Here is a 13,270-nt window from a genome sequence, read left to right as displayed (position 1 = left end):
TTATGAACAAGCTTGCAAAAGATCTTTCTCTCGGGTGAAACATCATTTAAAAGACTTTATTTTTTAGAAAATACGTCGTCTTCGTCTTAAAAGGAAAATGGAAGCGATTAAGAAAAAAGGGATAAATCTCCGCCTAAAGCCGGAGCGGATAAACATACCTCTTGTTTGGTTTACCCCATCTATTACTCCTCGATGAACTCTTCCGTATCGATCCATTACTTCAACTGGTTGTCCATAGTATCTCATAATTAAATTTCCCATTTTATACTTCCTTTCTCAAGCAGGGTACGTACCAGCATATAGAGTATGGAAACTCATTTTTTTCATGTTTGTAGAGTGCTTGCTTAACTTTTTTTTGAAAAACAGAACTTATAATAAAGGACAGATCATTAAAATCTGTCCTTTGTTTTTTCAAGAAATTCAAATTTTTACTTTGCAGCAACTTAATAGATGTTTCTACAAGAACATCCTACAATGATGAGTAAAACAAACAATACAACGATTAACGCAAAAGCGTTTCTAATTCCTCCAAATCCATCACTCATGTTTAACACCTCCAATTCCCTTTGAATAGTCGTTTTTTTAGAATAGTTTGTTTTTTGCTTGCCCCAAATAAAACTACGCGATCTTCTTATCCATTAAAAGAAGCAAAAACAACCTACGATAATTAATAGAACAAACAAAACAACGATCAACGCAAAATTACTGCCGATACCACCGTATCCAGCACCGTCGTAACCATAACCACCGTATCCAGCACCGCAAGATCCCCAGCACATAAAATTTCACCTCCTATTGGAATAATTAAGGAATGCTTTATTAGCAACCTCACTATAAAATATGTTTCAAAAAAGAATTCGGTTGGACAAAGGTCACAAGAATAAGAGAATCAACATTTGCCGGAAATAATCGCATGAATATCACTGATTTACGTAAAAAGATCATGTTAAAAAATGAAAACTCGTTTTCTACCTAAAATTGTTTAAAAATAATTAGCTAAACAATAATGAATAGAAGCGTATGCATTCGCACACGCTTCTACCAATGTGGAGGTGAGACTGCTGCATGGGCGGCGGATTCATGCAGTTGGGTTTTCTCGAGAGACTTCTATCCCTCGTATTATAAGATATGAATAAAGAATAAAAAGGAATGGGACAGGTGTTGATTTAACTTTGGTATTATAAGAAAATGGACGAACATTGTGTTTCAATTTAAAAGAATAATGATCGTGAGACTGATAATATTAATTAAATGTGGGAAAAATGAACAGAGTTTTTATTAAAGGAGAAGGATGAAGACCATTGAAAAGAGATGAAGATCAATTTATAGCTGATCTGACAAAATATATTTTTGAAATTAAGGAAGATCTGACGAAAATTGAAGAAAACCTGAATGATACGGATTGCTGTATTTTATCTAATTTTGAACATTTGGCACGTCTTGTAACGGATATTCAAACAATCGCTTCTTCATATTATTTAAAATCGTATTTAGCGCCTTATACGGATGAGTATATTGCGATTTCTCTTGCTGCACAAAAGCTTTCCGAAAAAAGGCACGGTGCTTTGATTGTTGTTGAAAGGACGGTTCCGGTTGCACCTCTTATCAATAACGGGATTCCAATAGATGCAAAAATCAGCCAGCCTTTGCTTGAAACCATTTTTTATCCCGGTAATCCGATGCATGACGGCGGGACTGTCATCCAAAACAATAGCATCATTTCGGCAGGCAATATTTTGCCGTTATCCAACCAATCATATCAAGGGAGAAAGCTTGGCACCCGCCACCGGGCGGCACTTGGTCTATCAGAACAGACAGACGCACTAATCCTTGTTGTCTCAGAAGAAACAGGAAGGATCTCATTTGCCTTCGAAGGAGCACTTTATGTCGTAAAAACATAATAAAAATGAATTTTTCATCTATCTACAAGAAAAATTTTCCTTATAATCTAAATAACAATTCAAAAATATGAACTTTTCATGCAATATTATACTTAATTAAAAATAAATTCTACTAATAACCCACTTTTATTTTGACTGAAGTTTTAAGTATTAAAATTTTTGGATATGAGGTGTGTCTGCATGAAAGTTGTGATTGCACCGGATTCATTTAAAGAAAGCTTAACGGCTATACAAGTTGCTGACTCAATCGAAAAAGGTTTCCGCACTAGTTTTCCTGACGAGGATATTGTAAAGATCCCGATGGCTGACGGGGGAGAAGGAACGGTTAAGTCTCTTGTAGACGCCACAAATGGAACAATTGTTGAAAAAACAGTAACAGGTCCACTCGGCGAGCCTGTTCAGGCGTTTTTCGGACTACTCGGAAATGGTGGGAAAACGGCCGTCATCGAGATGGCAGCTGCTTCAGGGCTTCATCTTGTACCTGCGGACAAAAGAAATCCCCTCGTTACAACGACTAGAGGTACCGGTGAATTGATTTCTGCCGCTCTTGAACAAGATGTTGAAAAAATCATTATCGGAATCGGCGGCAGCGCTACAAATGATGGAGGTGCCGGTATGGCGCGGGCACTCGGTGCAAAGCTGCTGGATGAAAAAGGTAGTGAAATTGGCGAAGGCGGAGGTTCCTTGGACGAATTAGCATCTATCGATGTATCCGGTATGGATCCCCGTCTCAAATTAGTGAAAATTGAAGTCGCTTGCGATGTAGTTAATCCATTAACAGGTGAAAAAGGTGCTTCGGCAATTTTTGGTCCGCAAAAGGGTGCAACACCGGAAATGGTCAGCCGGCTCGATAAAAATCTCAGCCATTATGCGCGAATAATTGAAAAAGATTTAGGAAAATCAATTGGAGAGGTGCCCGGCTCAGGAGCTGCCGGCGGTCTCGGCGGGGGACTTCTTGCCTTTTTGTCGGCCGAGTTAAAAAGAGGGATTGATATAATAATAGAAGCGACAAACTTTCGTGAACTTGTAAAAGATGCATCACTTGTTATTACCGGGGAAGGAAAAATCGATTCACAAACGATCTCCGGCAAAACGCCGATCGGGGTAGCCAAAACAGCAAAGCAATATGGGGTTCCAGTGCTCGCGTTAGCTGGAAATGTTGCAAGCGACTTCGAGATTTTCCGCGAGCACGGAATTGATGCTGTATTCAGCATTGTTCCAGGTGTAATACCATTATCAGACGCTTTCGAATATGCGGCAGAATATGTGGAAAGAGCCGCAGCCAATATTGCTTCACTTATAAGAATAGCAAAAGGGAAAGATTTCAGCTGAACCAAAACCAATGAAAAAGCGGTTATTGGTTCAATTTTTTTGAAAAAATGAAATTGAAAATAAAGATATACTGTCCGTCCGACAAGTCAACTGATATGTTTTAATCATTTTTGTAGTAACAGAAAAGGAAACCCGCCAAATATAAACCATAAATGAAATGACAATGTAATTGTTCAGAAAACGGGCTGTAAAAAAGCTGCGTTAAAATGGAAACGGGACAAACTATATCATTGGCGGGAAGGTGTTTTCATGGATGAAATGACGAAACAATCGTACATACAGAAATCCCTTGAAGAATGGAAGGAAGATATATCTGAAGTATTGAGCCAGATTGATCAAGAATATGAGGAAGTCAAACAAGAGTTGAAAGTTTATGCATATAAATACGGCATCACAAAGCAAGTAATTCAGTCGACAGTGAACGAAGAAATCATTGAAACGATTCGCCAGCGCTACCATAAACCATTCGAGGAGAAATATGAACAGCTGAAAGAGTCTATCCGTGATTTAGAAGAAAAAAGGCGCGTTTTCCAAATGTTTGTACATAAAATTGACGAAGTCACCCGGAAGGAAACGGCAAGGCCTGTGTGAAAAAATGAATTAAGCTTAATTTGAACCGCCGCCTATATTTCAATGATCGCGGTCTTTTCAGCCCAGAATTGCAGCCCGCACCGGGAATTCACATATGTTATTCAAAAAGTTGTTATACGAAACGGATAATGGCACTTTTATAAGACAGAGTCAACAAGTATAGTTGGCTCTGTATTTTTATTTTTTTTAGCCGGTTGGAGCTTAATAGCATGCAAGGAAATGATCATGGCGTCGACTTTATTCCTAATTTACAAAAGAATCGACGTATCTTAATAAAGATTCCGATTCGTTGTAATCGCTTCTTTATAGTCTCCAATTAATCTTATTAATAGATTGATAAAGGAGATGATATGATGATTGCCAGTTTTGCAACTGCTTCTGCTGCCGCACTTCTTGCTGGTTTGATGATGTCACCGTCCTTTGAAGCGAAATTGAGTTCACTATTTGAAAAAGAGTACAGAATTGAAACGGTTGCTCACCGTGGTGCATCAGGTTATGCGCCGGAAAACACAATAGCTGCGTTTGAGAAAGCGTTTGACATGAATGCTGACTACTTTGAACTGGATGTACAAATGAGCAAAGATGGAGAACTCGTCATTATGCATGATAAGACTGTTAACAGGACAACGAATGGCAAAGGCAAAGTAGGCAAGCTCACTTTAAAAGAGCTGCGGTCACTGGATGCGGGAAGCTGGTTTGGTCCAGAATTTTCAGGAGAACAAATTCCTACCTTACAGGAAGCTTTGGATGCATTCCGAGGCAAAATTGGCATTCTGATTGAACTGAAATTCCCTGAACTTTACCCGGGTATTGAACAAAAGGTTGCAGATACATTAATAGAACGGAACATGCACTCGCCTGCCAATGAAAAAATTATTGTGCAGTCATTTAACTTTGAATCGATCAAAACGTTTCACAAAATCCTTCCGGAAGTGCCGGTCGGTGTCTTGACCTATCGAGCCCAACATCATTCAAATGCAATGCTTCAGGAATTTTCTAGGTATGCAGATTTCGTAAACCCTAATAAGTCATTGGTAAGCAAGAAACTGACTGATCGCATTCATGCTCTTGGAATGAGGACAATGAGCTGGACTGTCCGAAGCAATGATGATATTCGTCGATTGCATAATGCAAAAGTTGATGGAATTATTACTGATTATCCTGATTATGACCCAAGAAGCCGCTAAATTTTCTTGCCTGTCCATTTTGGGCAGGTTTTATTGGCGAGAATAAGCCCTTTTTTCATCGATTGCACCTCTTTTAGCAGATGTTGAAAAACCATTTTGGGCAGCACTGCTTTAAGGGGTTTTTTTATGGCTGAATAAGGTTTATAGTTCCAGGCTTATTAAATGGGATCAAAGTTAAAAGCAATGTCAATGAAAGAACAAGGGACTTATAGAGTAGTTTAAAAGACACGAAAAACAAATGCGGCATCCCGCAAAATAATTGCGGTAGCAGCCCATAAAGATTGCGTTATTTAACTGGTAATAAACAGTAATATTTAATTATAAACAGGAGGGAGGAATCTTTTGTGAAGAAATGATTAGTCTTATATGTCAAAAGAAAATGAGAGGAGTTCTTTAGGTGAATGAGTTTAAACAATTTCTGCCTTTTATAAAAAAAGAAATTAAGCTTTATATGTGGGGATATGTCGGGAGTTTGTTCCGTTTTCTGATCCCCCTCACCGTCCCTTTGATATTAAAATACATTTTCGATCATTTGTTGCAAAACGGAGCATTGTCCAGTGCCGAAAAAATCGGCCAATTGTCATTTATTGCTTTTTCGATGCTTGTTGTTTTTATCTTCATTCGAAAGCCGATGGAATACGTGAGGCAATTCTGCATCCATAAGGCCAATAACAACATCATAAAGGCACTTCGGAAAGAGGCCTTTAATAAAATCCATTCCCTTGATGCAAAGTATTTTGCGGACAATAAAAGCGGCGAAATCGGAACCCGCTTCTTTGATGATATTGAAAAAGTAAGAGGATATTTGACCGCCTTGTTCGGGAACATCTGGATTGAAATGATCGTTTTGGTGTTTGTTACTGCTGTGATGTTGACGTTAAACATCAAACTGGCAATCCTTTCTGTTTTATTGGTCAGCTTTCAATTTATAGTGGCACATTTTCTTTCAAAAAGGTTTAAGAAATCAACGCGCAGCATGATGAATTACCGGTCCGTGTTAAGCGGGTTTATCTTTGAAAAAATACAGGGTGCTTTTCTGTCAAAATTGTTTTCATCCGAGAAACATGACAAAGAAGAACTGGATAAACATTTGGAATATTACGAAGTCCTTACAGATAAGCATGCAAGGTTAAATGCGATCACATTGGCTTCCGTCAACGTTTTAAGTGACATGACTCCTTTCATTGTTGCATTGACCGCCTGTCTTTTTGTTATCGATGGCAGTTTAACCGCCGGCAGTTTAATTGCTTTCTTCGCTTACGTTGATAAAATGAGAAGCCCTGTTGCCGCCTTAGTTCAAGCTTTCCCCGTTATCACGGAAGGAACGGTCGCTTTGCAAAGGATTTTTGATTTCTTCCATATCCCGTCAACGATAAAGGAAAAGGATGACCCTGTTGAATTAAAGGAGTTTTCAGATTCAATCGTGTTTAATCGCGTATCTTTTTCTTACAATGAAAACAGCAAAGTGATCAAAAACATGTCCTTTAAAATAGAAAAAGGCAAAACCTATGCATTTGTCGGAGAGAGCGGAGGAGGCAAGAGTACGGTATTACAGCTTTTAAACAGAATGTATGATGTGGATAGCGGTGAAATTTTGATAGATGGCGTAAATATAAAAGACTATTCCTTATCAAGTCTAAGGAAGCATATTGGAATGGTTACCCAGGATAACTTTTTATACAGTTCTTCTATTAAAGATAATATAAAAATGGCTAAGCTTGACGCAAGCGATGATGAAATCATCTCAGCTTCGATCAAAGCTTTCGCCCATGATTTCATCGCACCGTTGCCTCAAGGATATGATACAGAAATAGGCGAAAGAGGAATAAAGCTTTCCGGAGGCCAAAAACAGCGGATTGCACTTGCCCGTGTATTTTTGAAAGACCCATCACTGATTATCCTGGACGAAGCGACGAGCGCCCTTGATAATGAAAGTGAAAAACTTGTCCAGGAATCAATTAATCGGATTAAAGGGGGTAAAACAATTATTATGATTGCCCACAGGCTTTCAACCATTGTGGATGCCGATACAATTTTTGTGATGAAAAACGGGGAGATCGTCGAAAGCGGCAGCCATCATAGATTACTGGAATTAAATGGTTATTACAAGGAGTTATATTCAAGGCAGCATCCAGCAGAATCAGAAGTGGCGGTGAAGTATGCCATTTAAGGAACTTGATAATATGGAATAATTTTCCTAATAGGAGGGTGAAAGCGATGAAAAAATGGAGTATTGCGGCCGTTCTATATTTGGCTGCAGTAATAGGAGGATATTCAGTGTATGCTAAATGGTTTGCCGATGAAAAACAGACCGAGTCACATGGCCACAATCAATCTGTGTCATATGGAGCATCCACAAGTCAGGAACAAAGTGAGCCACATGGTGAATCCCAGGGCCACAGTGTTCAAGGTGAAGTGAACAAAAGCGGCCATCAGCATGGAAGCGGCACGGCACTTGAGGGCAGCAGCGAGGTAAGTGTGTTTCTTCAATCGGATCAAGATGAGTTAAAGATTTTCTTAAAAGATAAGTCGGGAAATCCAGTGGAAGATTTAGAAGTAAATCATGAGAAGCTGCTTCATCTTATAGTTGTGGATGACCAGCTGCATAAATATTACCACCTGCACCCTGAACAGACAGGCAAAGGTGAATTTACAATTGGGAATAGTCTTCCTGATGGATTTTATAAGGCGTTCGTTGACATTAAGCCGAAAAGTTTAGCTTATCATGTAGCGCCGGTTCCATTTATCGTAGGAAATCCGGGTATGTCAACACATAGCCATGGCCTTCAGCCGGACAAAACATTAAGCAAGAATGTCGATGGCGAAACCGTAAAACTAACTATGAGTTCTTTTAAGGCCAATGAACCGGTAAAGTTAACCTTTGATCTTGATAAAACAAAATTAACCCCTTATCTGGGAGCGATGGGCCATGTGGTCATTCTTGATGAAAATGCCCAGAATTTCCTCCATGTGCATCCGGCAAATGACAAGGATACGGTTTTTGAAACACAGTTCGAAAAGCCTGGCATTTATAAGATATGGGCCGAGTTCAAGCAAAATGGAAAAGTCAGGGCGTTCCCATTTGTAGTGGAGATAAAATAGCGGTCTTTAATAATATGGGTTTAACAAGCATTAAGCAACACGTCCAGAGCCTTTTTGGTCATGTAGAGTTTTATTCAAAGCCGAATTGCGGGTTAAAAGTTACCATGCAAATTCCATTTAACAGCATTGGCGATAAAAAATTTTGAGAGGGTTTTACTATGATAAATATTTTGATTGTCGACGACCATTTATCTATATTTGAAGTTACAAAAATGCTATTGGAGCAGGAACCCGACTTTAATATTTCAATAGAAAACAGTTCTTTGAACGCATTAAATAAAATTGAGCTGCAACATTATGATATTTTGCTGTTTGATTTGTATATGCCTCACTTGAATGGGCTTGAACTAACAAAAAAAGCTTTAGTGTATAACCAGGATTTAATAGTATTGATTTACACCGGTTTTGATATTAAACCACACTTTAATTTATTGGTGGAGGCTGGAGTTTCCGGTTTTTTATCAAAAACTTCTTCAAGAGAAGAATTAGTGATTGGGTTAAGAAGCGCCCTGCGTCAACAGGTTGTCTTGCCGCTTTCGCTTGTAAGAGAACTAAGAAGGCCGGGGATCGTTTCCGGTGGAACCAATTCGCAAGATACGGTAATCCTGACGAAAACAGAAGAAGACATTTTGGCAGAATTGTCAAAGGGTAAAAATACAAGAGAAATGGCTAATTCTTTATCGATGAGCCAACGATCCCTTGAATATTGCTCTACCAAAAGTTTGGGGTTAGGACGAGGGTCGATACAATCGCAAAAGCCAAAAAGTTCGGCCTTATACCAGAAGAGGAGCTGTAGACAATATGTTTCGAACTATATGGACAGTTATTGGTATAGGTTTTGTTAACTTATTCTTTGTTCTTGGTCCTTTATTAGGGCTGCTTGGTCTTTTGGGTGCTGGTTGGATTAGTGGTATAGCCGGGATTTTGAGTCCATTCATAATGTTCGTATGTGCCATTGCTTTTCCCGGAACTTTCGAATGGTTTGATGTATTTGTTTCGATTGCATTTTGTGGCATAGGTTTGTTCATCACAATAGGCATGTATTATATAACGATAGGTGTAAAAAAGTGCTTTCTTCGTTATCTGAAATACAATGCAGCCATATTAAAAGGTGGAATGATGCATGATTAAAAAGCTTTCTTTTATTGCCCTGACATTATTTCTCATTGGTGTAATTGGAAGTGCAGCAACTTTTGGTTCAATGAATAAGAAAGTAACAATTATTGAAAAAAACAGGACCAAAAATGAGAATATTAAATCTATTAAAAGTTTGATATTAGGTCAATAAAGTAGACACAAAAATCTATAAATTTTTAGCAGCTACCTTTAGGGGTTTACTCTAAATATAATTCTGGAGCCTATATCCACCCTTTTTTCTTTGCAATACTGACAGCATCCATACGGTTTTTTGCATTCAATTTTTGAATGATTTCAGAAATATAGTTTCGGAGTGTTCCCGATGATAAATAGAGCGAGGCCGTAATTTCCTTTGTGGTTTTTCCTTCAGCTGCCAGTCGCAAAATTTCCTGTTCTCTTTGGCTGAGCGGGTTTTCTTCCCGGATTGCATCAAACGTTAATTCTGGACTAAAAACCCGCTTTCCGGCCATTACTTTCCGAATTGCATCAGCCAGTTCTTCTATCGAACCATCCTTCAGTAAATAACCATGAACCCCGATTTTCAGCGCCCGTTCAAAATAACCGGGACGGGCGAACGTTGTTAGAATGATCACTTTGCAGGTAACTGAGCGTTTGGACAATTCTTCCGCTACTTCCAGCCCGTTTTTCACCGGCATCTCAATATCCATTAGACACAGATCAGGCTGAAGAATCAGAATGGAATGAAGGGCTTCCTCTCCATTCAATGCTTGGCCGATTACCTTCATATCGTCTTCAAGATCGAACAATGACCCCAATGCTCCGAGAAGCATCGGCTGGTCTTCGGCAATAAACAGGCGGATCATACAGCGGCACCTTCTTTCTCAGCTTTTTGTAAAATCGGGACTGTCATTTCCAGCACGGTTCCGTTATGATTGAAAAGTAATAGAGTCCCGTCAATTAAATCAAGCCGTTCTTTGATTCCGTTTAACCCATTGCCATTACTGATGGCGATCGGCTATACCAATGCCATCGTCCTTTACGATTACTTTAAAATAGTCAGACGTCCGATAAATGGAAATAAAGCAATTTTTTGCGCGACTGTGCTTTACGACATTCGTTGCTGCTTCTCGCAAACACATGCTTAACATGTTTTGTGTAAAGAGGGAAATCTCTTTGTAATCGACTTCCCCATTGTAATGATAAGCAATATCCGCGGCTTTTAAAATTTGTTGAATTTGCATGAGTTCCTCCGCAATAGCGGCAGCTCTCATGTCGGAAACAAGTTCGCGCACTTGTTTTAGTGCGGCGCGGGAGGTGATCTCCATTTCCTTTGCCTCGAACCGGGCCCGCTCCGGATCAATCGCCGTTAACCTTTGGACAAGCTGGCTTTTTAACGTAAGGAGAGACAACGTATGACCGAGCGTATCATGAAGGTCGCGGGCAATACGCAGCCATTCCTCGCGCTTCACCAATTCTTTAATTTGCTGGTTGGCTTGATCGAGCTGTTTCTCCAGTTCCATTCGTTTATTCAAGGAACGGATTCCATACGGCGAGATGAACATAATGACCAAAAATGGAACAAAATACAGTAAATCTTTTGTTGAAAAGTCAAACTGAGCATGAATCAAATGATAAAATATTGGAACTAATTCAACGAAAACTAGACTGATGATCCCCCACTTAAACATTTTTTTATCCTTGTACCAGCCGATAAAATTTGCGGAAAAAAAAACCTAAAAATCAGAAATTTAGGTTATAGAACATGCCGAAAATAAAGATGATCAACAGCTGCAGGGCAAGCCAGCAGGAAAAGCTCTTTCTTTCAGCTGCGAAATACAGTTGGCGGTACGTAACTAAAAAAAGGAAAACCATTATATAGCCAAATACCTGTTTAAAACCTGTCTCACTCATTAAATAAAAGATTGGAAACAAGACATAAATTAGAAAGATATATGGGAAAAAGCCATAACGCCTGGGAAAAATCGAAATTTGCCTGCCCTTAAAGTCAAGCATACCTTCCTCACACCGCTTCTTGTTTTCTTCTAATTATTTAGATATTGTCATGAATACGAGCAAATAGGATACCAATATGAGAAAATTCTTCCATTCAGGCATTCTCCCGCGAACAATTTCCCATGCGCCATTTCCAAAATGATACGAAGGCAGCCATTTTCCAATGTTTTGCATCAATTCAGGCATGACTTCAAGAAGCATCCACAATCCTCCTGTGATCGCCAGTACCATATATAGCACATTGCTGATGGTGGCTGCCGTTTCAACTTTTTTCATCAAGCCGATCAATGTTCCTAAGGCCAGAAAAGGTGTCGAGGCAATTAAAATCCATATTCCACTCATGATCCATTCATATGGAGTTAGGCTAACGTTATTGATAATGGCTCCGGCCGTAAAAATAACTGTAATTGAAAGAATATGAATGACACTTTGGCCGATCATTTGTGCGGCAAAATAAACGCTGTCAGAAAGCGGCGTAATGCGGATAAACGTGGCCCAGCCTTCGGAGCGTGCTTGAACCATGCGAATGCCTAGCGTCATCATTGAAGAACCCATGACACTATAAACCGTCATCGACATTAAATAATGTGCTTGCCAAAGGGCTTTGTCGGGTACATTCGTATTCACGACATTTGTAAAAATATAATAGAAAAGGATAGGCATCATCAATGACCAAAAAAGAAAGTAACGATTCCGCAATACCCTTAATATCTCTGTTTTGCATTGCAACTGCAATACCTTCATTATTTTTTTACCTCCCTGTGTTCGGCGGTTAGCTCCTTAAACGCCTCTTCCAATTTTCCGCGTTCAATTACGATATCACGTGCCCCGATTTTCTCTATGAAAAGAAGTTCTAATACTTTATCTGTGTCATCGGTCTGGACAATGACCCGGTCATTTTTTCGATAAATATTGTCGATGACTGGGTGTTTAAACAGACTAACGAGAGACATTGCCGGATCGACCACAAAAGTAACAGATTTCTTTGAAAGTCTCGCTTTTATTTCTGAAGAGGTTAAGTCTGCAATAATCTCGCCATTTTTAAACAGCAAAATTCGTTGTGCGATATCATCCGCTTCTTGAAGATAATGGGTTGTAAAAATAATGGTCCGCCCTTGGCCGGCGAGTTTTTCAACTGTTTGCCAAAATCGATTTCTTGATGTAATATCCATCCCGACTGTCGGCTCGTCTAATATAATAAGCTCAGGATTTCCAGCAAGTGCTAATGCAAAACTCAGCCGGCGCTTTTGTCCCTCTGATAACTTTTCTGTCATTTTTTTTAAATCCTGTTCCGTTAACCCGGTTAAAGCAATGAGATCGTGTAATGGCAAGGGATGAGGATAATAACTTCGGATTAATTCCAGCAGCTCTTTAACCTTTAAACCCTCCATGACACTGACTTCCTGCAGCATCGTGCTGATCTTCTCACGGACGTTTTTTTCCGGTGGCAGCCGGCCGAATAAACGAATTTCTCCAGCTGTCGGCGTTAACAGCCCCAACATCATCGAAATGGTTGTTGTTTTCCCGGCGCCGTTCGGGCCAAGGATTGCTACTACCTCACCCTTCCCGATGGAAAAGGATATATCATTCACTGCTTTTTTATCCTGAAAGGTCTTTGTTACATTTTTTACACTCACAACTTCATTCATTAACATGTAACACCTCCTGATTACTGATTTCATTGTATAATGCAGGAAAACCATTTTTTAGTCAGAAATGTCATGAAAATCAGATGACAAATGTCATATTTTTAACCGCAATGCGGGTCGAGTTTGCAAAGTATTACCGCGTTAACACTTTAAAGCGCCGCGGGTCTGACCCGCACCACATTACAGCGTTACCGCTTTAAAGCAAGAAGGGGGCCTGGCCCCGTTTCTAGTAATCTGCTATAATTGTTTTGATTTGATAATTTCATAGTATGAAATGTAGGGGGACCGGTGTTGCCGGTTGAGATTTCATCCGTAAGATGATGACCCTTGGAACCTGAACTGGTTCAGACCAGCGGAGGGAACATGAATCTTCTACAGATTGAATGTTTGTTCGTCT

14 protein-coding genes, 2 pseudogenes and 1 riboswitch are annotated in these 13,270 nt (G+C 39.5%); of the genes and pseudogenes, 9 read left to right on the top strand and 7 right to left on the bottom strand.

What is annotated here, in order from left to right:
• Nucleotides 1-63: 63 nt before the first annotated feature.
• From PB1_RS17105 to PB1_RS17905, 3 genes are all read right to left on the bottom strand, one after another.
• A complete protein-coding gene (locus PB1_RS17105) occupies nucleotides 64-261 on the bottom strand; it encodes a hypothetical protein (RefSeq protein ID WP_081485627.1) in 198 nt (65 codons plus the stop codon).
• Between the two features lie 182 nt (nucleotides 262-443).
• Nucleotides 444-545, bottom strand: coding sequence for a YjcZ family sporulation protein (locus PB1_RS17100; protein WP_081485626.1), 102 nt, complete (start codon nucleotides 543-545; stop codon nucleotides 444-446).
• 93 nt (nucleotides 546-638) lie between these two features.
• A complete protein-coding gene (locus tag PB1_RS17905) occupies nucleotides 639-779 on the bottom strand; it encodes a YjcZ family sporulation protein (RefSeq protein WP_004436869.1) in 141 nt (46 codons plus the stop codon).
• Nucleotides 780-1,301: 522 nt separating this feature from the next.
• Between PB1_RS17905 and cdaS the strand changes: the two genes are divergently transcribed.
• The 9 genes from cdaS (at nucleotide 1,302) to PB1_RS17825 (ending at nucleotide 9,401) form a co-directional block, all read left to right on the top strand.
• Nucleotides 1,302-1,901 carry a sporulation-specific diadenylate cyclase CdaS gene (gene cdaS / locus PB1_RS11925; RefSeq protein WP_004436867.1) on the top strand — a complete coding sequence of 200 codons (600 nt, stop codon included), beginning with the start codon at nucleotides 1,302-1,304 and terminating at the stop codon, nucleotides 1,899-1,901.
• A 180-nt stretch (nucleotides 1,902-2,081) separates the two neighbouring features.
• Nucleotides 2,082-3,233 carry a glycerate kinase gene (locus PB1_RS11920; protein ID WP_004436865.1) on the top strand — a complete coding sequence of 384 codons (1,152 nt, stop codon included), beginning with the start codon at nucleotides 2,082-2,084 and terminating at the stop codon, nucleotides 3,231-3,233.
• Nucleotides 3,234-3,482: 249 nt separating this feature from the next.
• Complete coding sequence (locus PB1_RS11915) at nucleotides 3,483-3,824, top strand: hypothetical protein (protein WP_004436864.1); 342 nt, start codon at nucleotides 3,483-3,485, stop codon at nucleotides 3,822-3,824.
• Nucleotides 3,825-4,177: 353 nt separating this feature from the next.
• Nucleotides 4,178-5,011, top strand: coding sequence for a glycerophosphodiester phosphodiesterase (locus PB1_RS11910; protein ID WP_004436863.1), 834 nt, complete (start codon nucleotides 4,178-4,180; stop codon nucleotides 5,009-5,011).
• Between the two features lie 397 nt (nucleotides 5,012-5,408).
• Nucleotides 5,409-7,181 (top strand): ABC transporter ATP-binding protein, encoded by a 1,773-nt coding sequence (locus PB1_RS11905; RefSeq protein ID WP_004436858.1) that lies wholly within the window; start codon nucleotides 5,409-5,411, stop codon nucleotides 7,179-7,181.
• A 47-nt stretch (nucleotides 7,182-7,228) separates the two neighbouring features.
• Entirely contained in the window at nucleotides 7,229-8,113 is an 885-nt protein-coding gene (locus tag PB1_RS11900) for a hypothetical protein (RefSeq protein WP_004436856.1), read from the top strand.
• A gap of 158 nt (nucleotides 8,114-8,271) precedes the next feature.
• On the top strand, nucleotides 8,272-8,958 hold the full coding sequence (locus PB1_RS11895; RefSeq protein WP_004436854.1) for a response regulator transcription factor: 687 nt from the start codon (nucleotides 8,272-8,274) through the stop codon (nucleotides 8,956-8,958).
• On the top strand, nucleotides 8,915-9,244 hold the full coding sequence (locus PB1_RS11890; protein WP_004436850.1) for a DUF1700 domain-containing protein: 330 nt from the start codon (nucleotides 8,915-8,917) through the stop codon (nucleotides 9,242-9,244). Before PB1_RS11895 ends, PB1_RS11890 begins: the two co-directional genes overlap by 44 nt.
• Nucleotides 9,237-9,401 (top strand): hypothetical protein, encoded by a 165-nt coding sequence (locus PB1_RS17825; protein ID WP_004436849.1) that lies wholly within the window; start codon nucleotides 9,237-9,239, stop codon nucleotides 9,399-9,401. The genes PB1_RS11890 and PB1_RS17825 overlap by 8 nt, the downstream gene beginning before the upstream one ends.
• Nucleotides 9,402-9,471: 70 nt before the next feature.
• On the opposite strand, the gene PB1_RS11885 is transcribed toward PB1_RS17825, so the two are convergent.
• The 4 genes and pseudogenes from PB1_RS11885 to PB1_RS11870 form a co-directional block, all read right to left on the bottom strand.
• Entirely contained in the window at nucleotides 9,472-10,074 is a 603-nt protein-coding gene (locus PB1_RS11885) for a response regulator transcription factor (RefSeq protein WP_004436847.1), read from the bottom strand.
• Nucleotides 10,071-11,224: pseudogene (locus tag PB1_RS11880) on the bottom strand (sensor histidine kinase). Before PB1_RS11880 ends, PB1_RS11885 begins: the two are co-directional and overlap by 4 nt.
• Nucleotides 11,225-11,231: 7 nt before the next feature.
• A pseudogene (locus tag PB1_RS11875) lies at nucleotides 11,232-11,968 on the bottom strand (ABC transporter permease).
• The gene (locus tag PB1_RS11870; RefSeq protein ID WP_034645610.1) at nucleotides 11,968-12,873 is read right to left on the bottom strand and encodes an ABC transporter ATP-binding protein; all 906 of its coding nucleotides are present in this window, start codon (nucleotides 12,871-12,873) and stop codon (nucleotides 11,968-11,970) included. The pseudogene PB1_RS11875 and the gene PB1_RS11870 overlap by 1 nt, the downstream one beginning before the upstream one ends.
• 268 nt (nucleotides 12,874-13,141) lie before the next feature.
• Nucleotides 13,142-13,251: riboswitch (TPP riboswitch) on the top strand.
• The last annotated feature ends 19 nt before the right edge of the window (nucleotides 13,252-13,270 follow it).

It is taken from the genome of Bacillus methanolicus PB1 (assembly GCF_000262755.1).
In the GTDB taxonomy this organism is placed as follows: domain Bacteria; phylum Bacillota; class Bacilli; order Bacillales; family Cytobacillaceae; genus Bacillus_Z; species Bacillus_Z methanolicus.
Note: the sequence above shows the minus strand (reverse complement) of the source record. Positions and strands in the feature narration are given on the sequence as shown.

Bases quoted from the DNA above. Each gene is read 5' to 3' on its own strand.
- PB1_RS17105 (WP_081485627.1), bottom strand. From the start codon at position 261: ATGGGAAATTTAATTATGAGATACTATGGACAACCAGTTGAAGTAATG.
- PB1_RS17100 (WP_081485626.1), bottom strand. From the start codon at position 545: ATGAGTGATGGATTTGGAGGAATTAGAAACGCTTTTGCGTTAATCGTT.
- PB1_RS17905 (WP_004436869.1), bottom strand. From the start codon at position 779: ATGTGCTGGGGATCTTGCGGTGCTGGATACGGTGGTTATGGTTACGAC.
- PB1_RS11920 (WP_004436865.1), top strand. From the start codon at position 2,082: ATGAAAGTTGTGATTGCACCGGATTCATTTAAAGAAAGCTTAACGGCT.
- PB1_RS11915 (WP_004436864.1), top strand. From the start codon at position 3,483: ATGGATGAAATGACGAAACAATCGTACATACAGAAATCCCTTGAAGAA.
- PB1_RS11910 (WP_004436863.1), top strand. From the start codon at position 4,178: ATGATTGCCAGTTTTGCAACTGCTTCTGCTGCCGCACTTCTTGCTGGT.
- PB1_RS11900 (WP_004436856.1), top strand. From the start codon at position 7,229: ATGAAAAAATGGAGTATTGCGGCCGTTCTATATTTGGCTGCAGTAATA.
- PB1_RS11895 (WP_004436854.1), top strand. From the start codon at position 8,272: ATGATAAATATTTTGATTGTCGACGACCATTTATCTATATTTGAAGTT.
- PB1_RS11890 (WP_004436850.1), top strand. From the start codon at position 8,915: ATGTTTCGAACTATATGGACAGTTATTGGTATAGGTTTTGTTAACTTA.
- PB1_RS17825 (WP_004436849.1), top strand. From the start codon at position 9,237: ATGATTAAAAAGCTTTCTTTTATTGCCCTGACATTATTTCTCATTGGT.
- PB1_RS11885 (WP_004436847.1), bottom strand. From the start codon at position 10,074: ATGATCCGCCTGTTTATTGCCGAAGACCAGCCGATGCTTCTCGGAGCA.
- PB1_RS11870 (WP_034645610.1), bottom strand. From the start codon at position 12,873: ATGAATGAAGTTGTGAGTGTAAAAAATGTAACAAAGACCTTTCAGGAT.